At 54.5% G+C, this 20,296-nt stretch carries 34 protein-coding genes; 27 read left to right on the top strand and 7 right to left on the bottom strand.

From position 1 onward, the window contains the following. Window position 1: 1 nt before the first annotated feature. From F8561_RS21030 to F8561_RS21015, 4 genes are all read right to left on the bottom strand, one after another. A complete protein-coding gene (locus F8561_RS21030; RefSeq protein ID WP_151887885.1) occupies window positions 2–691 on the bottom strand; it encodes a replication protein P in 690 nt (229 codons plus the stop codon). Next, window positions 688–1,596, bottom strand: a complete 909-nt coding sequence (locus F8561_RS21025; RefSeq protein ID WP_151887884.1) for a replication protein — start codon at window positions 1,594–1,596, stop codon at window positions 688–690. The genes F8561_RS21030 and F8561_RS21025 overlap by 4 nt, the downstream gene beginning before the upstream one ends. An 85-nt stretch (window positions 1,597–1,681) precedes the next feature. Continuing rightward, a complete protein-coding gene (locus F8561_RS21020; RefSeq protein WP_151887883.1) occupies window positions 1,682–2,224 on the bottom strand; it encodes a toxin YdaT family protein in 543 nt (180 codons plus the stop codon). A gap of 29 nt (window positions 2,225–2,253) precedes the next feature. Then, window positions 2,254–2,487, bottom strand: coding sequence for a transcriptional regulator (locus F8561_RS21015; protein ID WP_003859811.1), 234 nt, complete (start codon window positions 2,485–2,487; stop codon window positions 2,254–2,256). A 105-nt stretch (window positions 2,488–2,592) separates the two neighbouring features. On the opposite strand from F8561_RS21015, the gene F8561_RS21010 reads away from it, so the two are divergent. The 3 genes from F8561_RS21010 to F8561_RS24460 all read left to right on the top strand — a co-directional run bounded on the left by F8561_RS21010 (window position 2,593) and on the right by F8561_RS24460 (window position 4,167). Further along, window positions 2,593–3,285, top strand: coding sequence for an XRE family transcriptional regulator (locus F8561_RS21010; protein ID WP_015571542.1), 693 nt, complete (start codon window positions 2,593–2,595; stop codon window positions 3,283–3,285). Between the two features lie 130 nt (window positions 3,286–3,415). After that, window positions 3,416–3,835, top strand: coding sequence for a hypothetical protein (locus tag F8561_RS21005; RefSeq protein ID WP_109956916.1), 420 nt, complete (start codon window positions 3,416–3,418; stop codon window positions 3,833–3,835). Further along, complete coding sequence (locus tag F8561_RS24460; RefSeq protein WP_223861972.1) at window positions 3,832–4,167, top strand: hypothetical protein; 336 nt, start codon at window positions 3,832–3,834, stop codon at window positions 4,165–4,167. The genes F8561_RS21005 and F8561_RS24460 overlap by 4 nt, the downstream gene beginning before the upstream one ends. 21 nt (window positions 4,168–4,188) lie before the next feature. Here the strand turns inward: F8561_RS24460 and F8561_RS20995 are convergent, their stop codons facing one another. Further along, on the bottom strand, window positions 4,189–4,386 hold the full coding sequence (locus F8561_RS20995; RefSeq protein ID WP_045621984.1) for a hypothetical protein: 198 nt from the start codon (window positions 4,384–4,386) through the stop codon (window positions 4,189–4,191). A 299-nt stretch (window positions 4,387–4,685) separates the two neighbouring features. On the opposite strand from F8561_RS20995, the gene F8561_RS20990 reads away from it, so the two are divergent. After that, entirely contained in the window at window positions 4,686–5,006 is a 321-nt protein-coding gene (locus tag F8561_RS20990; RefSeq protein ID WP_032652783.1) for a hypothetical protein, read from the top strand. Here F8561_RS20990 and F8561_RS20985 read toward each other — a convergent pair. After that, complete coding sequence (locus F8561_RS20985; protein ID WP_023303584.1) at window positions 4,993–5,202, bottom strand: hypothetical protein; 210 nt, start codon at window positions 5,200–5,202, stop codon at window positions 4,993–4,995. The genes F8561_RS20990 and F8561_RS20985 overlap by 14 nt on opposite strands. 275 nt (window positions 5,203–5,477) lie before the next feature. Here F8561_RS20985 and F8561_RS24250 point away from each other — a divergent pair, with 275 nt between their 5' ends. From F8561_RS24250 to F8561_RS20895, 19 genes are all read left to right on the top strand, one after another. After that, a complete protein-coding gene (locus F8561_RS24250) occupies window positions 5,478–5,636 on the top strand; it encodes a hypothetical protein (protein ID WP_023330205.1) in 159 nt (52 codons plus the stop codon). Then, window positions 5,633–5,842 carry a cell division protein FtsZ gene (locus F8561_RS20980; protein WP_006809788.1) on the top strand — a complete coding sequence of 70 codons (210 nt, stop codon included), beginning with the start codon at window positions 5,633–5,635 and terminating at the stop codon, window positions 5,840–5,842. The genes F8561_RS24250 and F8561_RS20980 overlap by 4 nt, the downstream gene beginning before the upstream one ends. A gap of 70 nt (window positions 5,843–5,912) precedes the next feature. Continuing rightward, window positions 5,913–6,992 (top strand): hypothetical protein, encoded by a 1,080-nt coding sequence (locus F8561_RS20975; RefSeq protein ID WP_151887882.1) that lies wholly within the window; start codon window positions 5,913–5,915, stop codon window positions 6,990–6,992. A gap of 7 nt (window positions 6,993–6,999) precedes the next feature. Continuing rightward, window positions 7,000–7,284, top strand: a complete 285-nt coding sequence (gamL, locus tag F8561_RS20970) for a host nuclease inhibitor GamL (RefSeq protein WP_151887881.1) — start codon at window positions 7,000–7,002, stop codon at window positions 7,282–7,284. A gap of 17 nt (window positions 7,285–7,301) precedes the next feature. Further along, window positions 7,302–8,147 (top strand): phage recombination protein Bet, encoded by an 846-nt coding sequence (gene bet, locus F8561_RS20965; protein ID WP_085841667.1) that lies wholly within the window; start codon window positions 7,302–7,304, stop codon window positions 8,145–8,147. Further along, on the top strand, window positions 8,144–8,350 hold the full coding sequence (locus F8561_RS20960; RefSeq protein ID WP_151887880.1) for a MarR family transcriptional regulator: 207 nt from the start codon (window positions 8,144–8,146) through the stop codon (window positions 8,348–8,350). The genes bet and F8561_RS20960 overlap by 4 nt, the downstream gene beginning before the upstream one ends. Beyond that, window positions 8,347–9,027 (top strand): lambda exonuclease family protein, encoded by a 681-nt coding sequence (locus F8561_RS20955; RefSeq protein ID WP_151887879.1) that lies wholly within the window; start codon window positions 8,347–8,349, stop codon window positions 9,025–9,027. The genes F8561_RS20960 and F8561_RS20955 overlap by 4 nt, the downstream gene beginning before the upstream one ends. Next, window positions 9,024–9,452 (top strand): hypothetical protein, encoded by a 429-nt coding sequence (locus tag F8561_RS20950; protein WP_063135904.1) that lies wholly within the window; start codon window positions 9,024–9,026, stop codon window positions 9,450–9,452. The genes F8561_RS20955 and F8561_RS20950 overlap by 4 nt, the downstream gene beginning before the upstream one ends. Then, window positions 9,449–9,601, top strand: coding sequence for a DUF1317 family protein (locus F8561_RS20945; protein ID WP_151887878.1), 153 nt, complete (start codon window positions 9,449–9,451; stop codon window positions 9,599–9,601). The genes F8561_RS20950 and F8561_RS20945 overlap by 4 nt, the downstream gene beginning before the upstream one ends. Further along, a complete protein-coding gene (locus tag F8561_RS20940; protein WP_151887877.1) occupies window positions 9,598–10,149 on the top strand; it encodes a phage N-6-adenine-methyltransferase in 552 nt (183 codons plus the stop codon). Before F8561_RS20945 ends, F8561_RS20940 begins: the two co-directional genes overlap by 4 nt. After that, window positions 10,146–11,111: a DNA cytosine methyltransferase gene (locus tag F8561_RS20935; protein WP_151887876.1), complete on the top strand. Its 966-nt coding sequence runs from the start codon at window positions 10,146–10,148 to the stop codon at window positions 11,109–11,111. Before F8561_RS20940 ends, F8561_RS20935 begins: the two co-directional genes overlap by 4 nt. Beyond that, window positions 11,108–11,326 carry a hypothetical protein gene (locus F8561_RS20930; RefSeq protein WP_151887875.1) on the top strand — a complete coding sequence of 73 codons (219 nt, stop codon included), beginning with the start codon at window positions 11,108–11,110 and terminating at the stop codon, window positions 11,324–11,326. The genes F8561_RS20935 and F8561_RS20930 overlap by 4 nt, the downstream gene beginning before the upstream one ends. Continuing rightward, a complete protein-coding gene (locus tag F8561_RS20925) occupies window positions 11,323–11,544 on the top strand; it encodes a hypothetical protein (protein WP_063932328.1) in 222 nt (73 codons plus the stop codon). The genes F8561_RS20930 and F8561_RS20925 overlap by 4 nt, the downstream gene beginning before the upstream one ends. Window positions 11,545–11,883: 339 nt before the next feature. Then, window positions 11,884–12,105 (top strand): TraR/DksA family transcriptional regulator, encoded by a 222-nt coding sequence (locus F8561_RS20915; protein WP_151887873.1) that lies wholly within the window; start codon window positions 11,884–11,886, stop codon window positions 12,103–12,105. Next, a complete protein-coding gene (locus F8561_RS20910) occupies window positions 12,102–12,713 on the top strand; it encodes a hypothetical protein (protein ID WP_151887872.1) in 612 nt (203 codons plus the stop codon). The genes F8561_RS20915 and F8561_RS20910 overlap by 4 nt, the downstream gene beginning before the upstream one ends. A 93-nt stretch (window positions 12,714–12,806) precedes the next feature. Then, window positions 12,807–13,061 carry a hypothetical protein gene (locus tag F8561_RS20905; protein WP_151887871.1) on the top strand — a complete coding sequence of 85 codons (255 nt, stop codon included), beginning with the start codon at window positions 12,807–12,809 and terminating at the stop codon, window positions 13,059–13,061. Between the two features lie 46 nt (window positions 13,062–13,107). Then, a complete protein-coding gene (locus F8561_RS24675; RefSeq protein WP_192938269.1) occupies window positions 13,108–13,278 on the top strand; it encodes a hypothetical protein in 171 nt (56 codons plus the stop codon). Between the two features lie 105 nt (window positions 13,279–13,383). Next, window positions 13,384–13,629, top strand: a complete 246-nt coding sequence (locus F8561_RS20900; protein ID WP_063308747.1) for an excisionase family protein — start codon at window positions 13,384–13,386, stop codon at window positions 13,627–13,629. A gap of 45 nt (window positions 13,630–13,674) precedes the next feature. Next, on the top strand, window positions 13,675–14,970 hold the full coding sequence (locus tag F8561_RS20895; protein ID WP_151887870.1) for a tyrosine-type recombinase/integrase: 1,296 nt from the start codon (window positions 13,675–13,677) through the stop codon (window positions 14,968–14,970). Between the two features lie 26 nt (window positions 14,971–14,996). Here F8561_RS20895 and fliE read toward each other — a convergent pair whose 3' ends face one another. Beyond that, window positions 14,997–15,308, bottom strand: coding sequence for a flagellar hook-basal body complex protein FliE (gene fliE / locus F8561_RS20890; protein WP_014170728.1), 312 nt, complete (start codon window positions 15,306–15,308; stop codon window positions 14,997–14,999). A gap of 228 nt (window positions 15,309–15,536) precedes the next feature. Between fliE and fliF the strand changes: the two genes are divergently transcribed. From fliF to fliI, 4 genes are read left to right on the top strand one after another with little or no spacing between them, the layout of a single operon-like run. After that, window positions 15,537–17,216, top strand: a complete 1,680-nt coding sequence (gene fliF, locus F8561_RS20885) for a flagellar basal-body MS-ring/collar protein FliF (RefSeq protein WP_151887869.1) — start codon at window positions 15,537–15,539, stop codon at window positions 17,214–17,216. Continuing rightward, window positions 17,209–18,207, top strand: a complete 999-nt coding sequence (gene fliG / locus F8561_RS20880) for a flagellar motor switch protein FliG (protein WP_014170730.1) — start codon at window positions 17,209–17,211, stop codon at window positions 18,205–18,207. The genes fliF and fliG overlap by 8 nt, the downstream gene beginning before the upstream one ends. Continuing rightward, window positions 18,200–18,907 carry a flagellar assembly protein FliH gene (gene fliH, locus F8561_RS20875; RefSeq protein WP_032678466.1) on the top strand — a complete coding sequence of 236 codons (708 nt, stop codon included), beginning with the start codon at window positions 18,200–18,202 and terminating at the stop codon, window positions 18,905–18,907. Before fliG ends, fliH begins: the two co-directional genes overlap by 8 nt. Then, window positions 18,907–20,277 (top strand): flagellar protein export ATPase FliI, encoded by a 1,371-nt coding sequence (gene fliI / locus F8561_RS20870; RefSeq protein ID WP_151887868.1) that lies wholly within the window; start codon window positions 18,907–18,909, stop codon window positions 20,275–20,277. The genes fliH and fliI overlap by 1 nt, the downstream gene beginning before the upstream one ends. The last annotated feature ends 19 nt before the right edge of the window (window positions 20,278–20,296 follow it).

Here is a 20,296-nt window from a genome sequence, read left to right as displayed (position 1 = left end):
CTCACACCATCCCGTTCGACTTGTTGCGGTTGTACTTGGCCTGAAGCAGTTGGATCGGCGTCGGCCCGTGCTCGGCAGCCGGGGCTGCGATCGCCCGGCGTACCGGCGGTACTGGCTTACCCTCGGTGACGCGCTTCTCCCACATGTCCAGCAGATCGCCCGCTTCGCGCGCCAGCTCACCATGTGTTAACTGGCGCTCTGTGCTGCGGTGACGCAGTTCTACGCAGATGTGGTACATGACCGGCTGCGACCAGGGGAATTGCTCACTGGAAGTGAACTCGAACGAACGGTTACGCCAGTCCCAGTATTCGGCGATCACCTGGTCAACGTTGACGCCCAGCGCCCCGCCGCTCTGTTTGCACCAGGCGACGAACTGGCCCGGCGACGGCAGGAATGGGCGCTCCTGGCGGCGGGCAATGCGCATACCGGCATCGACTTGCGCCATTGAGTGGATCCCGTTCTCCTGAAACGCCAGCAGCCACTGACGGCGGAATTCGTTCAGGTCGTCCTGGGTGCGGAAGTTCGCCATGCTGGCCGGGAACGCGGCACGCAGTTGGTTGAACAGCCCGTTGAACACTTGAGCCACCTGCTCGACCGGTGCGCGTTCCTGGTACTGCTCTGGCAGGTTATGAGCCATGCGGCTCATCTGCTCGCGGTCGTGGTTACGCATCTGCTCTGCAAGAGATTTCATCGAATCACCCCATAAGCCCAGTCAGTGTTGTTGAAGTCCAGATCCGGCTTAGCGGCGCGCTGCTCGCCACCAGCATTGCGCTGCATTGTCAGCTTGTCCCACTGCTTACGCAGGCTTTCCGGGCTCAGGATGTTGGTCTGCCAGAAGTGGTGTTTGCTTGCCCAGTCGTACAGCGCGCAGATATCCTGGTGCGACCGGTTGTCTATCTGGCGCATCAGGCGAACTGTGTTAGACCAGGAGGTCATGTCCGGGGCTTTGCAGGTTGGGTTAATCTGCTTCACCCTGGCAGATATCCACTGAGCTGTTTTGAGGTCTTCAGCCGATCCCCACTTCGCACCGGATGGCGTGTAGACCTCAGCTTCAGGATGAGCTGATAAAAATTTCTTCAGACGTGCGTCAGAGGATTCGTCAGAATTCTCGGACGAAGATCTTTTAATACTGTTCTTGTTCTTGTATTGGGTGTCTACCGTTTTCGGGAAGGTTATTCCTGATTTCGGGAAGGATTTTCCCGTTTTCGGGAATTTTCTTCCCGTTTCCGGTTTGTCTAAAATCCAGGCTGAAAGGTCAGTGTTTACACCGACTATTTTCATCATGCCCTGCTTCTGTGAAAAGATGATTTTGCGTTCTGCGAGAGACTTAAGCGCGTCCGATACATGGGTATCGCTCAGGCCCGTAAGCTCGGCAATAACCGTATTTGTCACGCGGTCCTGTTTCTTGTTCCAGCCGTAGGTAAGCCAGATCACCGCCTCAAAACATTGCCATTCCCGGCCTGACAGTCTCAGGCGAGGCTTAAGCTGTTGGATCTCGTTAGCGACCTTGGTATACCCGTTCGACAGGTCGGCCATACGACCTCCCGGTTGTTCGGTTTTATTTGGGAAATTGATTATTTCAGCGGTGTTTGACATACTTACTCCCGTTACTTGGCGTAACACAGTGTTTGGAAGGCCTTTGAAGTTACCGCTTCAAGGGCTTTTTCTTTTCTGGTGCCTCTCACATAACCCCCAGCATCGACGTGACCATCGTCATCAGTGGGCCTACCTGCTCCGGCATGAGGCGGAACAGCGACGCTATACCCTCGCTCACCTCTTTCAGCTTCTGATGCTCTGGAGCGTCCAGCAGCACGGCCTGTTTAGCTTCGGCGAGTTCTTTCTCGGCCTCAGCAAGGCGAGACATTTTGCAATCGGCACCCATCAGGCGAGTGCGATACTCAACCGGCAGTACGGCCATGATTGCCGGTGTCAGCTGGCGCACGTTCTCGCGGTACTGCTCAGAGTCGAAACGGTTATCCAGGAAGCGGAAGAGCTTCTGGCGGGCCCGGCTGATGTCGTCCGGAAAGCTGATGGCGGTCCCGCCCTGCTCCCGGTATTCGTTGATGATCAGCGCTGACACCACGTCCTGATTGTCCAGCGCCGACGACCATGCCCGGACCGCATCGCGGATCTTTTCGTGGTCTGGCGCCGCCTTAGGTTGAGCGCGGTTTATCATCGCTCCCGGGTGTATTCCGGTATTGTGTTGATACGCAAGTGAATGCATTGCTTTCCCTTTCGTGGTTAGGGCCGCCGTTAAGCGGCATTGTTGTCGGCCGGTGACGGGAACAGCGTCGGCAAGTCAGGGCGAATCTGGTATGCCTGAATCTCACCACCAGTTGCTTTTACGATGCTGTTCACATGCTCCGGAGAAACCTTCGCTTTGTTGTGTAGCCACTTGTAAACCGCCTGCTGCGACACTGCGCACGCTTCACCAAGGGCTTTTTGAGAGCCGACGATGGTGATAGCGGTTTTAATGGTTGGGTTCATAACAACCTCCGTAGTGAATATGAAAGAAGAATAAAACTATGGTTGTATTTAGTCAACAACCATTTTCGTTTGATGAAATAAAACCACGGTTGTACATTTGACCTTATGAAAACGACACTTGCTGGAAGACTTAAAGAGGCGCGCGCGGCACGAGGCCTGACACAAAAGGCGCTCGGGGATCTCGTGGGTGTTAGCCAGGCGGCTATTCAGAAAATTGAAACAGGAAAAGCCAGCCAGACCACCAAGCTTGTGGAAATTGCTAACGCGCTCGGGGTAATGCCTGATTGGCTCAGCTCTGGAGAAGGGGCGATGCTTAATGACGGAAAGCAATCAGGGGCAGCTTTATTAACTAATGCAGCTTCGGACGTATTCCGCGTAGACGTTCTCGACCTCACTGTTAGTGCGGGACCGGGATCATTCATGATTTCTGAGTTTGTAGAAGTTCTGCATGCTATTGAGTTCACAAATGAGCATGCCCGCGCCCTCTTCGGCAATCGCGCACAGCATGATGTGAAGGTGATGACTGTAGACGGTGACAGTATGTGTCCAACGATTCAGTCTGGTGATCGCCTCTTCTTCGATGTGTCAGTGAGGAACTTCAAGGTTGACGGAGTATACGCATTTGTCTTTGGGCAGCACTTCCATGTTAAGCGTCTGCAAATGCAGGGCCTGCAATTAGCCGTGCTTTCAGATAACCCGGCTTACAAAGACTGGTATGTAACAGAAGAGAATCAGGACCAGCTCTACATCATGGGAAAAGCGCTGATCCATGAATCGATAGCTTACAACAAACTGTAGCAGTGGCCTGATGAGGTGTTTGGGTGATAAGAGAATATCTGATAGTAGGCGTGGTTACTTTGCTCTCGGTTGTTGCGATCGTGCTTATGGTGGCCTGAAAAGACGGTTTGGTGATGGGAAAAGGAAAACAATGAGCGCAGAAAAAATAGCCTTTCTATTTCCTACGAGGGAAAAAGGGGTAGGCTCTCCTGAGAAATCCCCAAGAATGCCTTTGTTGGTTCTTGATTGTGAAGAGTTTCCAACGGTTACGGATATTTTTATAACTGTTTTCTTCATCGGGCTAAAGCATGAAAAGCCATATTACCTTCAGCTTGAAATGTTTTATGAGGGGGAGGCGGCAGAGCATTCTGTAAGCGCTTTGGTAGGGACTCATCTTAGAGCTAAAGATACTTTAGCTCATGAAGATGATATTGCGGCCTCCCTTGATTTGCGGCTAGAAAACTCTACTTTCATGTCACCAGGTAATTACTACGTCCAAGCAACCCTGATGCATAACCAGATCGCCATCCATGAGAACAGAGCCTACCTTAAGGTGTCGGAGGCGATATGAATGCTCAAGAAAAAATCGTTACTCCGATTGGTGTTGCTAACGATTATCGAGCCAAGGCAAGGAACAAAAAACCATCAATTGACACCTGGGGCGCTGTAGAACATGATAATATTTATGGCTCTGGAGGCGGTGGAGGTGATGACATGCTAAAAAGAGTGGAGAGATTGGAGGAGAAAGTTATCTCCATCAGTTCCGATTTGGCAGTTATCAAGGCGACTATGTGCACGAAAGAAGATTTACACAAGGAGCTGAATGGTCAGACATGGAAGATCGTTGTCGCCCTAGTAATTACTGTGCTTATAGCAGTCTTTTCAAAATACTTCATTAAATAACCCGGCCACCGCGCCGGGTTTTTATTTACCCTTCCGCACTATCTCAGCTGCATCCCTGTTCACACCCTTACCTATCACGTTTCCCGTTTCCTTCCGGTACCGTTCCAGCTTGTCGATGATGTTTTGCTGGGTCATAGGTAAATCTGCCAGTGACAACTCCATGACCGCCCGCCCCATGGCGTGAACCATCATGTTCACTCTTTCTTCATCCAAGTCCATTACCCACTCCTTTTTGATGTTTTTTCAAACATACCATCATCGGAGCTAAAAATAAATTTCGTTTAAAAACAACCAAATAAAACCACATTAATCATTAATACAACTATTGTTGTTGACGATAAAACAACTATGGTTTTTAATAAGCCCATCGAAACGAAACATCGACAGCTGAGCGAAGTTAGCCAGCGGCGGACAGTAAGTCGCCTGCTCATTAAGAATTCAGTCAAGCAGCAAATCACCCGGAGCGCTCCTGGCAAATTGAAATGGCGCCCAATGGGATTGAGGCAGGTGTGTAACGCGTGGCGGGTATAGCACACGAAGAGGACTCCGCACCGGAATGGTTTGCTGCTCAGTTCCCGAACATCGGGGAAGCTTTACCAGCAGCTCTTTGCGAGGGGCTGACGGCAAATCTACTCCACTTATTTGAGGTGATGGTGATGGATATAAAAAACGATGAAGTAGCGATGTTTAAAAGCAACAATGGCGTAATTTTAGCAGCTGACGCAGCTTATGCTGCTGCTGAAGAAGCGGTTAAAGGGGCATCAGATGACCACTGGTATCGGCAGAATTTGATAAAGGCAGCACTGGAGACTGCCCTGGCATCAGTTATCGTTTTATAGCGATCCCAAAAGGCGTAGGTGCTTCTGCTTTGTACTTTTCCTTTGCTGCTTCACGACAGGCAGGAAGCAAATCAGCAATGCGCTCAATTAAAGCTTCTGGCGTGTTGGCGGATGGGTCTTTTACTGCAAGCGCCAGCGCTAAATCATATGCCACTGATTCCTCAGTTCTCTTTCCTGCAAATACATTCATGGACATAAAGAAATCCTTTTATTGACTGTGGAATATCCAGTCTACGGCATTCCTTTGACTGTGGAAAGTGAAGGAAATCACGCGCCGGGCGTGGCTAAACATCCCGGCACTCATTCAAGTTGAGGCTGCCAGGTAGGCGGCCTTTTTCATACCTGGAGTTATTTACGAGTGACTCAAGTTATGACAACCGGCGGCCATCCACCGCCCATTGAAACACTGAATAAATGCGTTGAAGTCTTGTATTAACCGTTCCGTTCGCCGCGATAAGGCCAAGAGGATTTATGACAGTCACCCACAACGGCAAGCAGTACACAGCCAAAAAGCTCAACGATAACGAGTGGCAGCTGACGTCGGTATCGGCACCGCGTGAAAAGCTGGTACTTAACCGCTGGCAGATGCATATCGCTGGCCTCCTGGAACAGGTTGAGGTGAAGGTATGATCAACCACTACGGCACCACCCCGCTCATTCGCCAGTGCGTCACGCCCGGCATGATGGCAATGCATGAAGGCCGAACCTATCGCGTCTCAGCAGTCATTCAGGAGCGCAAATGGGTGTACCTGCACACCGATGCAGAAATCATCCGCCTCAGTGACTGCGTGATTGACGTCCTTCTGGACGGTCACGGCAACCCTATCCAGCACTAACCACCCTATTCAACCGATCGGCCTGGCTTTCTGCGGGCGGGATCTGCACATCCAAATTTCAGGAGAAACCATGAGCGAAGTAACGGATTTAGTCGTCATTGAGAAACAGAACGCAATGGCGGTATTCACCACCAAAGAGCAGCTCGACCCGATTATTGAGGCGATCGAGAAAGAAGCTCGCAGCCTGGTACCGGATGTGTCGACCCGTAAAGGCCGCGATGCTATCGCATCCATGGCGCATAAGGTTGCCCGCTCCAAAACCTATATCGACAACGCCGGCAAGGATCTGGTTGCCGAGCTTAAAGCCCTGCCGAAGCAGATCGACGAAAGCCGCCGCATTGTGCGTGAGCGTCTGGACGCGCTGAAGGATGAAGTGCGCAAACCTCTCACTGACTGGGAAAACGCCGAGTCGGCAAGAAAGGACGCATTGCAGCAGAGACTTAATGATTTGCGATCCTTGGCTGATGTGATTGATGGCTTGGGTAACTACCTGCCGTCAGTTGACATTCAGCAGCGCATTGAGTCAGCAAAAGCCGTTGCACTTGATGAAAGCTGGCAGGAAGTAGCGGCTGAAGCTGGAGTGGCTAAAGACGCCACCATCCAGCAGCTTGAAGCTGCACTGATCGTCGCAAAGCAGCGTGAGCATGAAGCTGCAGAGCTTGAGCGACTTCGTAAAGAAGCGGAAGAAAAAGCTCGCCTGGAACGTGAGGAAAATATTCGCCGGGAAGCGGCAGAACAGGCTCATCGTGATGCAGAGCAAAATGCGAAGGCTGAACTCGAAGCCGCAGCACGCCGCGAAGCTGAGGAGAAAGCGCGTGCTGAAGCTGCGGAGCGCCAGCGCATCGAAGCGGAACAGCGTGCGGCACGCGAGAAGCAGGAAGCAGAAGCTAGGGCAGAACGCGAAAAAGCTGCGGCAGTGGAAGCCGAGCGCCTTAAGGCAAAACAGGCCGAAGATGCTCGCCTGGCCGAAGAGAAGCGCATCGCCGAAGAACAGGCAAAGCGCGAAGCTGACGTAAAGCACCGCAAGACGGTCGGCACCAACATCGTTAACGCGCTAACCAGCCACACAAGCTTAACCCGCGAACAGGCTATTGAAGTACTTACCGCACTGAAAGATGACTTGATCCCCTGCGCAAAAATTCATTACTGAGGCAACCATGAACGCATTCCTCACTTACGACCGCATCGAAGATCGGCTCTGGGTTGAGAAGCAGCTCACCGACGAGAAAGAGAAGTGGATCGACGACCGGGCGCAGCAAATCATTGACATGATGCCAAAAGAGCCATCCGGCCTCTTCCACTTCACGGTACCGATTGACTCCAGCCCATACGAAGGACTTCGCAGCGATAAAGCTGGCGAGGCCTACAACGATTTCATTTCGGCAGTTGCTTACGCCCAGGCGGAATACGACTGGGAACACCGTACCGGCTGCCCGTTTTAATTTTGAGGGGATTAACGATGGCAAACGAATTAACAATCACGGCGAGTGCGCTGGCGGAAAAAGGTATCGACGTCGCTACCTGGAGCGCGCTGAAGAACAGTATCTACCCTGGCGCCAAAGACGAATCGGTAATGATGGCGCTCGATTACTGCCGTGCCCGCCAGTTGGATCCGTTGCTGAAGCCTGTTCACCTCGTGCCGATGAGCGTCAAAGACTCAAGAACGGGTAAAAGCGAATGGCGTGACGTAGTAATGCCGGGCATCGGGCTTTACCGCATTCAGGCAGACCGTTCTGGCGATTATGCCGGGGCTCGGGAGCCGGAGTTCGGTCCAGACGTAACTCAGACGCTTACTGGCGTCGAGGTGACCTTCCCTCAGTGGTGCAAATACACCGTCTACAAGCGCATGCCCAGCGGGGAGATCGTCGAGTTCAGCGCCAAAGAATATTGGATTGAAAACTACGCCACTGGCGGCCGCGACACCACGGCGCCTAACGCGATGTGGAAAAAGCGCCCATACGGACAGCTGGCGAAATGCGCAGAAGCCCAGGCGTTGCGTAAGGCCTGGCCCGAGATCGGACAGCAGCCTACCGCCGAAGAAATGGAAGGTAAATCACTGGATGTAGATATCCGTGACGTCACGCCGCGCAGCACCACTGAAGCGCTTCCACCAGCAGCAAGCGAAGAAACACTTCAGGCGATCACCGATCTCTTAACATCGCTGAATAAAGACTGGGAGCAAGACTTCCTCCCAGTGTGCAGCGACATCTTCAAACGGCCAATTCTTGAGGCGTCAGACCTTACTGAAGAAGAGGCACAGAAAGGATTCAACTTCCTTCAGAAAAAAGCTAAGGCGGCAGCATGACACCCTACCTCCTTTCACTGCTGCGAAGCGGAAAACACAGCATTCGCGACATGGCAAAGATTTTAGGCATCTCAAAGTCTCGCGTGTCATGGTTCATCGCCGAGCTTGAGCGGCGCAAATGGATAGAAGTCACCAGGTGCGCGATATGGTTTCACGATGGCACCCGTTCAAATAAGCAGAACGTATACAGGGTAAAACTATGACACCAGAAATTATCCTGGCCCGGACCGGTATTGACGTAACCACTATCCAGCAAGGCGACGAGGCGTGGCACCGGCTGCGCCTCGGCGTTATCACCGCATCTGAAGTTCACAACGTCATCGCCAAGCCCAGATCTGGGAAGAAGTGGACAGACATGAAAATGTCCTACTTCCACACCCTACTCGCCGAGGTATGCACCGGCGTAGCGCCAGAGGTTAACGCCAAGGCGCTGGCCTGGGGGAAGCAGTATGAGGAAAACGCCCGCACTCTCTTCGAGTTCACCACCGACGTGAAAGTCACGGAGTCTCCGATCCTGTTCCGTGACGAGAGCATGCGCACCGCGTGCTCCCCTGACGGCCTTTGCAGTAACGGGTTCGGCCTTGAGCTGAAATGCCCTTTCACCTCTCGCGACTTCATGAAATTCCGCCTTGGGGGTTTCGAAGCCATCAAGTCTGCGTACATGGCCCAGGTGCAGTACAGCATGTGGGTGACCGGAAAAGACGCCTGGTTCTTTGCCAACTATGACCCGCGCATGAAACGCGAAGGCATTCACCACGTCGTCGTTGAGCGGGATCCGCAGTACATGTCCGACTTCAACGAAATGGTGCCGGAGTTCATCGAGAAGATGGATGAGGCGCTGGCGGAGATCGGATTCACGTTCGGGGAACAGTGGAAATGAAACGCACACCCTTTTACCGCAGGCCCGGGCGAACCGGGCAATTCTCCGGCCTCCGTGAGCGCGTTATCTGGATGATTCAGACGCGTGGCCGCCCGGTAACGGGCAGCGAAATTGCTGAGAAGTTTGGCGTAACGCTCATCGAGTTTAACCGGGTCGCCAACGGCATTACCCGCGGCTCCGGACAGATAGCGCAGATAGTTGAGTCGAAAAAATGGCTGAACGAGGACGGCATCTGTGACCGCACATTCGACCTAGTCACAAAGCCAAAGGTCGTAACACCACAAGGTAAATCGCGGCTTTTCACCCGGCGCGCCATAGAGCAATCGCAGGAAGGTAGGCGGCAGGAATGCATTGAACGTGCCGCCCGCCGTCGCCGACTGATTGCTCAGGGCCTCTACATCGACGAAATGGAGTCCATCCTATGACTCACGCTCACGACGACATCAGGGTAGGCACACTGTGCCTTCCCTTTATTGGTAACGGCTGGCTAATGCCATGGGGTGAAGTGGTCAGCAATCCATTAAAGGCGCTGCGTCTCGCTGAGGAATATCGGGAAAGGCAGGAGGCGGCATGACTGATTACACCGGCAGCAACACGCCAGCGGATCAGCGCGACCTCTGGCGCACTCCGCCAGCCCTTTTCGCTTCTCTTGATGCTGAGTTTTGCTTTCAATTGGATGCCGCCGCCGCGCCGCATAACGCGCTGTGCCGGAAGTTCATCACCGCCGAGCAGAACACGCTGGAAATGCCCTGGGCTGATTACCTGAGCATTCCCGGCTACGTCTGGCTTAACCCGCCATACAGCGACATCACGCCGTTTGTGAAAAAGGCCGCCGCCGAGAGCAACAATCAGATCGGCACGGTCATGCTGGTTCCGGCAGACACATCGGTTGGCTGGTTCAAAGAGGCTATCCAGACCGCCAGCGAAGTTCGCTTTATCACCGCCGGGCGGCTGGCATTTATCAACCCGGTCACCGGTAAGCCAGTCAGCGGCAACAATAAAGGGTCGATGCTCATCATCTGGCGACCGTACCCGCGTACACACTGCCACTTCGCAACTGTGGACCGGGACGAGCTGATGGCTTTCGGGGCGAAACTTCTCGCCCGCCGGGAGGCCGCATGACGCCAGCAGCTTATTACAACGAAATCGACCCGTTCGCTGCGCAGTGGCTGCGGAACCTAATCGCCGGCGGACATATCGCCCCGGGCGAAGTTGATGAAAGGAGTATTGAAGATGTCACACCTGACGATCTGCGAGGATTCACGCAGTGCCACTTCTTCGCCGGAATTGGAGTCTGGTCGCATTCACTGCGCCTCGCCGGATGGCCTGATGATAAACCAGTCTGGACCGGTTCCTGCCCGTGCCAGCCTTTCAGCGCGGCAGGCAAAGGAGATGGGTTTGCTGACGAGCGGCACCTTTGGCCCCACTTCTTCCACCTCATCAGCGAGCGCAGACCTCAGCATGTCTTTGGCGAACAGGTTGCAAGCGGTAACGCAAACACATGGTTCGACCTTGTACAAGCTGACCTGGAAGGAATGGGATACGCCTTCGGGCTTGTGCCGTTTACGTCAGCGAGCATCGGCGCGCCGCACATCAGAGAACGAGCTTATTGGGTGGCCGAGTCCATTAGCGAGCAACGTCAAAAACTGTTACCAGGACTGGAAAAAGGTAATAGCGAGGAAGGAGGCTGGCCGCCAGCCAAACCTTCAGGACTTTGCAGTGCTGGCGGCATGGGTGACACCAACCTCACGCGACTGGAAGGACTCGGCGGGAATGACAGCGCAGCGGGATGGAAAGGAGAGACTGGATCAGCTACCCCGCCAGGCGTACACATGCGGGCCCTTGAGGTTAACGGTTTTTGGCGAGATGCGGACTGGCTCTTTTGTCGAGATGGCAAATGGCGTCCAGTTGAACCCGGCACATTCCCGCTGGTTAATGGGGCTGCCGCGCGCCTGGGACGAGTCGAGTCCGGGGTGGCAAGAGTGGCAAGCAGCAACCGCACAGGCCGACTCAAAGGCTACGGCAACGCCATAAACGCGCAGGCTGCGGCAGAATTCGTCCGGGCTTATATGGAGGGGTTATGACACCAGCAAATGAAAATGCCATCCGTGCCGCCTGCCGTCGCTGCACCGAGGAAATCCAGCAGGCCATGCGCAAGAAGCCAAAGCCAAACTCGAACGAAACGGCGCCTCCCATCATCAACAAGCATCACAAGAAAATTGAAGCTCTGGGAGTTAGCCTCCTGGAGTTCGTCGTATACACAGGGCGGCTTAATCGCCGCTTCGGAGTTGAATCGTGAAAAGATTTCTTTTTACCACTGAGGTCAAGCGAGCAGAAGGTTCTCAGACCTTCAGAGTGGATGCTGAAAGCATGGAAGAAGCCATGGAGATTCTTGAAAGTGGCGGAGGGGATATTTACGAACACGAAGTTGAGGTTGTCGATATAGGCGAGTTTAAGTTCGATCGCGAAACTGACCTTACTGACTTCGGCGATTTTCCTGAAGGCGGTGCAGCATGAAAGCACTAATAACCAGGTCGCTAAAGCGGCCTTTTTTATTGCTGGCGTTCACCTTCAACCGAATTAACCGACAGTTCCGGGAGCATTGACCATGAGCGATAAGTGTACGTTGGATGGAAATCTAATTAATCGCTGCGACATGTTGGCTAAGGCCCTCGAGTATGGAAACCCATCATATCGATCGAAAGGCGCGTTTATACCTGAGCGAGTGAATTTCAACACTGGCAAGCCGGCAATCGATATTGCACAACTACACTCCGGCGAGTATGTCGTACGTGGCATCGCTATGAACTTCTGCCCCTTCTGCGGGGAGAATCTTAAGACATGGGAGCAATGATTATGGCAGACATCATCGACACAGCAGCAGAGATTGAAGAGCTTCAGCGTAACGCTGCCCTTTCCGCTCACCGTCTTAACCGCAACGCCGTATCAGCTGAGCGTTGTGAAGAATGCGACGAACCAATCCCCGAGCCGCGGCGCGCTGCTGTTCCCGGCTGCCAGACGTGCGCGGAGTGCCAATCCGTCATCGAGTTGAAGAATAAGCAGAGGGGGATACAGTGAAAGAGCGCGGAATGATTTTTAACGGAGAGATGGTGCGCGCCATCCTCGACGGCAAGAAGACGCAGACGCGGCGACCTCTCAAATGGAAGCAAACTCGGTTTACTGAAATTGCTGAACGCGATGACGGTAGCCGGTGGCCGTGGAGTGAGGATGCAGAAAATGTGTGCGATTTCTGGCATCCATGCCCTTTCGGTGCCGTCGGCGATCGGATCTGGGTGCGCGAAACGTGGGCTGAAGCTGGTGCTGGCGCGCCGGATCTGAAACTTTATCGCGCGAATTACCCTGAGCACGTTCCAACTCATTACGAGAATGTGCCGCCGGCTGATGAAATACGCTGGACGCCTTCTATCCACATGCCCCGCTGGGCCAGCCGTCTCACGCTGGAAATTACCGGTGTGCGAGTTGAGCGATTGCAGGCCATTACCCTTGGGGATATCTGTAAGGAAATCGGCTGTGGTCTTTACGACTTCCGCCCTGCTACTTATGGCTTTCAGGTGTGGGAAGAACTGTGGAAGTCCCTCTACGGCGAAGAAAACTGGCAATCTAACCCATGGGTCTGGGTAATCGAATTTAAGGTGGTGCCCAATGTTCAGGATAATCCAGCCTGATCAGTAAACTTTGAGTTAATCAACTTGCACATTTTGACTGACAAAGTGTAGGGTCATAAGTGAATAATATATCCCGCATAACGAGGACTTTTTATGCCAGGTTGCTTAGTTTTTAGAAATGATGGCCCAATAATCGATTTGAAAATGAAAGTGGAGTCACCTGTGTTTTACTTTGCAAATATCAGCACAGGTGAGAAACACGGATACCCTATCCATGAATATATTTGGGTCGATCCAGATACGAAAGAGAAATACATATACCAAGTAGCATATGATCAGAAGCCATCAGATCAAGAGATTGAAAAGGCAATAACAAAGTTAAAGCCCATACCAATATCTAAATTTTAACAATCAATAAACCTCGCCACGGCGGGGTTTTTTATTGGGTCAATTTATGAAGAGTAACTCGGCAGCACGCCGTCTGCTTGGCATGAACCACTGGCGAAGCAATACGCAGCTCATGCAGTACGTTTCGTGGCATGTAGCAGCAAGAACAGGAAAACCAGCCCCTGTGTGGATTGCTGTGCGAACGCGCAGTTCTGATTTCTGCTATTTCACCGACTGACGCAACTGATAGCCAGTTATGAGCTGGCTATTGGGTGCGAAAGCACTGCTCCGTTATCCCTTTTGCCCGGCCCCGCGCCGGGTTCTTTTTTGCCTGGAGACACCCATGAGCGAAATGACCTTAATCGTTCCCAACGACTGGGTAACAGAAGAAAAGCTCGTCGAGATTACCGGACTTCGCCCGGGCACTATCGAGCGGGCCCGAAAAAAATGCTGGATGATCGGTCGGGAATATTTGCACGTTTCCCCAGACGGTGTGCCGAAGAAGAACAGCGAATGCATGTACAACCGTAAAGCTGTCGACCAGTGGGTTGAGAGCATGTCAAAGAAACAGCCGGGTGCGCGCCAATGAAGATCCGTTTATGCTTAGCGGGCTCTTGGACGTCAGGAGGGAATAATGGCTAAGTCAGCATACCCAACAGGCGTGGAGAACCACGGCGGAACACTCCGCATATGGTTCCTCTATAAAGGTAGCCGGGTGCGTGAAAGCCTCGGTGTGCCGGATACACCAAAAAACAGAAAGGTCGCTGGCGAGCTGCGCGCGTCGGTGTGCTTTTCGATAAAGACCGGCAATTTCAACTTTGCCGCGCAATTCCCTGACTCACCGAACCTGAAAAGGTTTGGGGTGGAGAGTAAGGAAATCACCGTGCTGGAGCTGGCGAATAAGTGGCTGGAACTGAAACGCATGGAGATCAGCACCAACGCTATGTCACGCTATTCATCTATAGCGCGCAACATGGTGCCAAGGATTGGCGGGGACAGGCTGGTATCTGCGGTAACGCAGGAGGACCTTCTGTTTATCAGGAAGGAATTGCTGACCGGTTATCACACCCTGAAGGCTGGGCAGAAAACTCCGGTTAAAGGACGTTCAGTCAGAACGGTCAACAACTACATGAAGATCATGGGCGGGATGTTTAAGTTTGCCGCCGACAGTGGGTATGTCAGGGTGAACCCATTCAACGGGATCGCCATGCTTAAGCGGTCGCGCTGCGAACCTGACCCGCTGACGCGGGACGAGTTTGTCAGGATTATTAACGCCTGCGCTCACCAGCAGCTGAAAAACATGTGGTCACTGGCCGTGTACACCGGCGTGCGCCACGGCGAACTTGTGTCGCTGGCCTGGGAAGATATCGACCTTAAAGCGGGTACGATGATGATCCGCCGGAACCACACGTTAACGAAGGAGTTCACCCTTCCGAAAACGGAGGCAGGAACGGACCGCATCATTAACCTCATTCAGCCGGCGATCGACGTGCTGAAGAGCCAGGCCGAATTAACACGCCTGGGTAAGCAGTATCAGGTTGAGGTGAAACTGCGCGAGTATGGCCGCACTGATGTGCATCCGTGCACGTTCTTGTTCAACCCGCAGATCGCTTCACGTAATGGCCGTGCAGGGCATCATTACGCAGTGGGTTCGATTAACCAGTCGTGGGAAGCGGCAATGCGACGCGCCGGGATTCGCTATCGCAGAGCATACCAGTCCCGACACACGTATGCATGCTGGTCGTTAGCTGCCGGTGCTAACCCGAACTTCATCGCGAAGCAAATGGGCCACACCGACGCGCAAATGGTTTACCGGGTGTACGGATCCTGGATGGCTGAAAATAACCAGGACCAGGTACTCATCCTCAACCAGAAATTGAGTGAGTTTGCCCCATCCATGCCCCACGCAGTGGGATCGGATGGCTATTAATTATAAATATCATCAGGTTAGATAACCTAAACTTGCATGCCCATCACTTCCTGATAAGCAGACACAAGCTTGTTACGCACCTGAATCCCCATCTGCAGGGAAACCGAGGCTTTTTGCAAATCGGTCATCACATCATTCAGTGCCACGCCCGGCTCGCCGAGGGTGAACTTCTCCGCCTGAGTACGAGCGGCGGTCTGGGTATCGCTGATACGGTCAAGCGCGGCATGCAGTTGTCCTGCAAAACTGATGCTCGGTTGTTCTGCCACATTCTGATTACGGGCCGTCATCGCCGTTGCCTGCAACTGACTGATCACCCCTTCAATACCCTGTATAGCCATGACTCTCCCCTGAATGGTTTTTTACGGGGTCAAGACTAACAGCTTGTCAATAAGATAATGGCGGTAAATAGCGTGAAAAAACCAGGTTATTTGACGCATAGAAAATCCTGAATCATCAAATAATGGCAGGGCCATCAATATGGAACTTTTGTCGTGTTTGCCGACCCGGGAGTCAGTTTTGTTTCTCTACACGAATAACGTAAACCACCAGGATTTAAGAGGTGCGCAATGAGTGCAACAGCATCGACAGCGCCACAAAATAAATCACTCGAGTGGATGAACCGCCTTCGCGCGAATCCTAAAATCCCGTTGATCGTGGCAGGCGCTGCCGCAATTGCGATCCTTGTAGCGATGGTCTTGTGGGCGAAAAGCCCTGATTACCGCACGCTTTACAGTAACCTTTCCGATCAGGATGGCGGTGCCATCGTCACCCAGCTTACTCAGATGAACATCCCTTATCGCTTTGCGGATAACGGCGGTGCGCTGGAGGTACCGGCTGATAAGGTGCACGAACTTCGTCTGCGCCTGGCGCAACAGGGACTGCCAAAGGGCGGTGCGGTAGGTTTTGAACTGCTGGATCAGGAAAAATTCGGTATCAGCCAGTTCAGCGAGCAGGTGAACTACCAGCGTGCGCTGGAAGGTGAGCTGGCCCGTACGATTGAAACATTGGGTCCGGTGAAGAGTGCCCGTGTGCACCTGGCCATGCCTAAACCCTCCCTGTTTGTCCGCGAGCAGAAATCCCCGTCGGCCTCCGTCACCGTTAACCTCCAGCCTGGCCGTGCAATGGATGAAGGACAAATCAGCGCGGTGACCCATCTGGTCTCCAGCGCCGTTGCCGGTCTCCCGCCGGGTAACGTGACGCTGGTTGATCAAAGTGGTCATCTGCTGACCCAGTCCAATACCGCAGGCCGCGATCTGAATGACGCGCAGCTGAAATATGCCGCGGATGTGGAAGGTCGCGTGCAGCGTCGCATCGAAGCCATCCTTGGCCCGGTCGTCGGTAACAGCAACGTGCATGCGCAGGTTACCGCGCAGATTGACTTCTCTAATAAAGAACAGACCGAAGAGCAATACAGCCCGAATGGCAACCCGGCTCAGGCGGTAATGCGCTCTCGTCAGGTCAATGAAAACGAACAGGTTGGCGGCGCATACCCAGGCGGTGTGCCGGGCGCATTGTCTAACCAGCCAGCACCGGCTAACGCGGCACCAATCTCAACGCCACCGGCTAATCAGCAGAACGGTCAGCAAACGAATCAGCAGACCACATCAACAGCCAGCACCGCCGGTCCGCGTACCAGCAGTCGTAACGAAACCACCAACTACGAAGTGGACCGTACTATCCGCCACACCAAACTGAACGTGGGCGATGTACAGCGTCTGTCGGTTGCGGTGGTGGTGAACTACAAGACACTGGCGGATGGCAAGCCGTTGCCGTTGACCGCCGAGCAGATGAAACAGATTGAAGACCTGACCCGTGAAGCGATGGGTTACTCCGAGAAGCGCGGCGACACGCTCAACGTGGTGAACTCACCTTTCAACTCGGTTGAAGAGTCAGGTGGCGAACTGCCGTTCTGGCAACAGCGGGCGTTTATCGATCAGCTGCTGTCCGCAGGTCGCTGGCTGCTGGTTCTGATTGTCGCGTGGCTGCTGTGGCGTAAGGGCATTCGTCCTCAGCTCCAGCGTCGTGCTGAAGCTGAAAAAGCGGCGCGCGAACAGGTCAGTACCCGTCAGGAAGTGGAAGATGCGGTTGAAGTTCGCCTCAGCAAAGACGAACAGATGCAGCAACGCCGTGCTAACCAGCGTATGGGCGCCGAGGTCATGAGCCAGCGCATTCGCGAAATGTCAGATAACGATCCGCGCGTCGTGGCGCTGGTCATCCGCCAGTGGATGGGTAACGAACATGAGTAACACGCTTTCAGGCACCGATAAAAGCGTCATCCTGCTGATGACCATTGGCGAAGACCGTGCGGCCGAGGTGTTCAAACACCTCTCCCAGCGCGAAGTACAGATTCTCAGTGCGGCTATGGCAAACGTACGCCAGATCTCTAACAAACAACTGACGGAAGTGCTGTCTGAATTTGAGCAGGAAGCCGAACAGTTTGCTGCGCTCAACGTCAACGCCAACGACTATCTGCGCTCCGTGCTGGTCAAGGCGCTGGGCGAAGAGCGTGCTGCCAGCCTGCTGGAAGACATTCTGGAAACGCGCGATACCGCCAGCGGTATTGAGACGCTCAACTTTATGGAGCCGCAGAGTGCCGCCGACCTTATCCGCGACGAGCACCCGCAGATTATCGCCACCATTCTTGTCCACCTCAAACGTGGCCAGGCGGCCGATATTCTGGCGTTGTTCGAAGAGCGCCTGCGTCACGATGTGATGCTGCGTATCGCGACCTTCGGTGGTGTCCAGCCAGCCGCGCTGGCGGAGCTGACCGAAGTGCTGAACAACCTGCTCGATGGCCAGAACCTCAAGCGCAGCAAAATGGGCGGCGTGAGAACGGCGGCAGAGATCATCAACCTGATGAAAACGCAGCAGGAAGAAGCGGTCATTACCGCCGTTCGCGAATTCGACGGCGAGCTGGCACAGAAAATTATCGACGAGATGTTCCTGTTCGAAAACCTGGTCGAAGTGGACGATCGCAGCATCCAGCGCCTGCTCCAGGAAGTGGACTCCGAGTCGCTGCTTATCGCCCTCAAAGGTGCCGAGCAGCCGCTGCGCGAGAAGTTCCTGCGCAACATGTCTCAGCGTGCGGCAGATATCCTGCGCGACGACCTTGCCAACCGTGGCCCGGTCCGTCTGTCTCAGGTGGAAAACGAACAGAAAGCCATCCTGCTTATCGTTCGTCGTCTGGCGGAAACCGGCGAGATGGTGATTGGCAGCGGAGACGACACCTATGTCTAATGAACTGCCGTGGAAGCGCTGGACGCCCGACGATCTGGCGCCTCCCCTGTCAGAGTTCACACCCGCCGTGCTGTCGCCCGAAGAGGGCGACCCGGATGTCGAGCAGCCTGAGCTGAGCGAAGAAGAGCAGCGCGCGCAGATGCTGGCCCAGTTGCAGATGCAGGCCCATGAGCAGGGCTACACGGCTGGCCTGAACGAAGGACGCCAGAAAGGCCACGATCAGGGGTATCAGGAAGGTCTGGCCAAAGGGTTAGAACACGGCATTGAACAGGCGCGCCAGCAACAGGCTCCGCTTCACGCCCGTATGCAGCAGCTGGTCAGCGAGTTTCAGCACACGCTGGATGCGCTGGACAGCGTCATTGCCTCAAGGCTGATGCAGATGGCGCTGGAAGCCGCCCGTCAGGTGATCGGCCACGCGCCGGCGGTGGACAACACCGCGCTGATTAAACAAATTCAGGGTCTGCTTCAGCAGGAGCCGCTGTTCAGTGGGAAACCGCAGCTGCGCGTGCATCCGGACGACCTCCAGCGCGTGGAAGAGAGTCTGGGCGCGACGCTGAGCCTGCACGGCTGGCGTCTGCGCGGCGACCCGTCGCTGCATCACGGAGGCTGCAAGGTCTCTGCCGATGAAGGCGACCTGGATGCCAGCGTTGCGACCCGCTGGCAGGAACTGTGCCGCCTGGCAGCACCGGGAGTCGTCTGATGACTGCACGCCTCACCCGCTGGCTCAACACGCTCGATAATTTTGAAGCGAAGATGACGCAGCTGCCGTCCGTTCGCCGTTACGGACGACTCACGCGTGCCACCGGCCTGGTGCTGGAAGCCACTGGCCTGCAGCTTCCGCTGGGAGCCACCTGCGTGATTGAGCGTCAGGATGGACAAGAGACGCGTGAAGTTGAGAGCGAAGTCGTCGGCTTTAACGGCCAGCGCCTGTTCCTGATGCCCCTTGAAGAAGTTGAAGGCATTCTGCCCGGTGCGCGCGTGTATGCGAAAAACATCAGCGGCGATGGACTGCAAAGCGGGAAACAGCTCCCGCTTGGCCCTGCCCTGCTTGGCCGCGTTCTGGACGGAAGCGGTAAACCGCTGGACGGCCTGCCCTCGCCGGATACCACCGAAACCGGCGCGCTGATCACCCAGCCGTTTAACCCTCTGCAACGTACCGCCATCGAACATGTCCTCGACACCGGCGTGCGCCCGATTAACGCCTTGCTGACCGTAGGCCGCGGGCAGCGTATGGGCCTGTTTGCCGGCTCAGGGGTGGGCAAATCCGTCCTGCTTGGCATGATGGCACGTTACACCCAGGCCGATGTCATCGTCGTGGGTCTGATCGGTGAACGTGGTCGCGAAGTAAAAGACTTTATTGAAAACATTCTCGGTGCAGAAGGCCGTGCCCGCTCGGTGGTCATCGCCGCACCGGCGGATGTCTCACCGTTACTGCGTATGCATGGTGCTGCGTATGCCACCCGTATCGCGGAAGATTTCCGTGACCGCGGCCAGCACGTGCTGCTGATTATGGACTCCCTGACCCGCTATGCGATGGCGCAGCGTGAAATCGCTCTCGCCATCGGAGAACCTCCGGCGACCAAAGGTTATCCGCCTTCGGTCTTTGCCAAGCTCCCGGCGCTGGTCGAACGTGCAGGAAACGGCATCAGCGGCGGCGGCTCAATCACCGCTTTTTATACGGTTCTGACCGAAGGCGATGACCAGCAGGACCCGATTGCCGACTCCGCGCGTGCGATCCTCGACGGTCATATTGTGTTATCGCGCCGTCTGGCCGAAGCCGGCCACTACCCGGCAATTGATATCGAAGCATCAATCAGCCGTGCAATGACGGCATTGATCACAGAGAAGCACTACGCCCGCGTGCGTAACTTCAAACAACTCCTCTCCAGCTTCCAGCGCAACCGCGATCTGGTGAGCGTGGGGGCGTATGCCAAAGGCAGCGACCCGATGCTCGACAAAGCGATTAGCCTGTGGCCGCAGCTGGAGGCGTTTCTGCAACAAGGTATTTTTGAACGCGCCGACTGGGAAGACTCACTCCAGGCACTGGAGCTGATTTTCCCGCAGGTGTAACACAGGTGGAGGGCGAAGG

The organism is Enterobacter sp. 198, from assembly GCF_009025585.1.
GTDB classification, from domain to species: domain Bacteria; phylum Pseudomonadota; class Gammaproteobacteria; order Enterobacterales; family Enterobacteriaceae; genus Enterobacter; species Enterobacter ludwigii.
This window is presented reverse-complemented; position numbering and strand designations above follow the sequence as displayed.

What these genes read in the sequence shown, in the direction of transcription:
- F8561_RS21015 (WP_003859811.1), bottom strand. Translation starts at nt 2,487, where the DNA reads ATGAACCCAACCATTAAAACCGCTATCACCATCGTCGGCTCTCAAAAA.
- fliF (WP_151887869.1), top strand. Translation starts at nt 15,537, where the DNA reads ATGAGTGCAACAGCATCGACAGCGCCACAAAATAAATCACTCGAGTGG.
- F8561_RS20950 (WP_063135904.1), top strand. Translation starts at nt 9,024, where the DNA reads ATGAAACGCACACCCTTTTACCGCAGGCCCGGGCGAACCGGGCAATTC.
- fliI (WP_151887868.1), top strand. Translation starts at nt 18,907, where the DNA reads ATGACTGCACGCCTCACCCGCTGGCTCAACACGCTCGATAATTTTGAA.
- F8561_RS20940 (WP_151887877.1), top strand. Translation starts at nt 9,598, where the DNA reads ATGACTGATTACACCGGCAGCAACACGCCAGCGGATCAGCGCGACCTC.
- F8561_RS20955 (WP_151887879.1), top strand. Translation starts at nt 8,347, where the DNA reads ATGACACCAGAAATTATCCTGGCCCGGACCGGTATTGACGTAACCACT.
- F8561_RS20900 (WP_063308747.1), top strand. Translation starts at nt 13,384, where the DNA reads ATGAGCGAAATGACCTTAATCGTTCCCAACGACTGGGTAACAGAAGAA.
- fliH (WP_032678466.1), top strand. Translation starts at nt 18,200, where the DNA reads ATGTCTAATGAACTGCCGTGGAAGCGCTGGACGCCCGACGATCTGGCG.
- F8561_RS20915 (WP_151887873.1), top strand. Translation starts at nt 11,884, where the DNA reads ATGGCAGACATCATCGACACAGCAGCAGAGATTGAAGAGCTTCAGCGT.
- bet (WP_085841667.1), top strand. Translation starts at nt 7,302, where the DNA reads ATGGCAAACGAATTAACAATCACGGCGAGTGCGCTGGCGGAAAAAGGT.
- F8561_RS20975 (WP_151887882.1), top strand. Translation starts at nt 5,913, where the DNA reads ATGAGCGAAGTAACGGATTTAGTCGTCATTGAGAAACAGAACGCAATG.
- F8561_RS20980 (WP_006809788.1), top strand. Translation starts at nt 5,633, where the DNA reads ATGATCAACCACTACGGCACCACCCCGCTCATTCGCCAGTGCGTCACG.
- F8561_RS20935 (WP_151887876.1), top strand. Translation starts at nt 10,146, where the DNA reads ATGACGCCAGCAGCTTATTACAACGAAATCGACCCGTTCGCTGCGCAG.
- F8561_RS21020 (WP_151887883.1), bottom strand. Translation starts at nt 2,224, where the DNA reads ATGCATTCACTTGCGTATCAACACAATACCGGAATACACCCGGGAGCG.
- F8561_RS21005 (WP_109956916.1), top strand. Translation starts at nt 3,416, where the DNA reads ATGAGCGCAGAAAAAATAGCCTTTCTATTTCCTACGAGGGAAAAAGGG.
- F8561_RS24460 (WP_223861972.1), top strand. Translation starts at nt 3,832, where the DNA reads ATGAATGCTCAAGAAAAAATCGTTACTCCGATTGGTGTTGCTAACGAT.
- F8561_RS21010 (WP_015571542.1), top strand. Translation starts at nt 2,593, where the DNA reads ATGAAAACGACACTTGCTGGAAGACTTAAAGAGGCGCGCGCGGCACGA.
- F8561_RS20960 (WP_151887880.1), top strand. Translation starts at nt 8,144, where the DNA reads ATGACACCCTACCTCCTTTCACTGCTGCGAAGCGGAAAACACAGCATT.
- F8561_RS21025 (WP_151887884.1), bottom strand. Translation starts at nt 1,596, where the DNA reads ATGTCAAACACCGCTGAAATAATCAATTTCCCAAATAAAACCGAACAA.
- F8561_RS20995 (WP_045621984.1), bottom strand. Translation starts at nt 4,386, where the DNA reads ATGGACTTGGATGAAGAAAGAGTGAACATGATGGTTCACGCCATGGGG.
- F8561_RS20895 (WP_151887870.1), top strand. Translation starts at nt 13,675, where the DNA reads ATGGCTAAGTCAGCATACCCAACAGGCGTGGAGAACCACGGCGGAACA.
- F8561_RS20945 (WP_151887878.1), top strand. Translation starts at nt 9,449, where the DNA reads ATGACTCACGCTCACGACGACATCAGGGTAGGCACACTGTGCCTTCCC.
- F8561_RS20930 (WP_151887875.1), top strand. Translation starts at nt 11,108, where the DNA reads ATGACACCAGCAAATGAAAATGCCATCCGTGCCGCCTGCCGTCGCTGC.
- F8561_RS20905 (WP_151887871.1), top strand. Translation starts at nt 12,807, where the DNA reads ATGCCAGGTTGCTTAGTTTTTAGAAATGATGGCCCAATAATCGATTTG.
- F8561_RS21030 (WP_151887885.1), bottom strand. Translation starts at nt 691, where the DNA reads ATGAAATCTCTTGCAGAGCAGATGCGTAACCACGACCGCGAGCAGATG.
- F8561_RS24675 (WP_192938269.1), top strand. Translation starts at nt 13,108, where the DNA reads ATGAAGAGTAACTCGGCAGCACGCCGTCTGCTTGGCATGAACCACTGG.
- gamL (WP_151887881.1), top strand. Translation starts at nt 7,000, where the DNA reads ATGAACGCATTCCTCACTTACGACCGCATCGAAGATCGGCTCTGGGTT.
- F8561_RS24250 (WP_023330205.1), top strand. Translation starts at nt 5,478, where the DNA reads ATGACAGTCACCCACAACGGCAAGCAGTACACAGCCAAAAAGCTCAAC.
- fliE (WP_014170728.1), bottom strand. Translation starts at nt 15,308, where the DNA reads ATGGCTATACAGGGTATTGAAGGGGTGATCAGTCAGTTGCAGGCAACG.
- F8561_RS20985 (WP_023303584.1), bottom strand. Translation starts at nt 5,202, where the DNA reads ATGTCCATGAATGTATTTGCAGGAAAGAGAACTGAGGAATCAGTGGCA.
- fliG (WP_014170730.1), top strand. Translation starts at nt 17,209, where the DNA reads ATGAGTAACACGCTTTCAGGCACCGATAAAAGCGTCATCCTGCTGATG.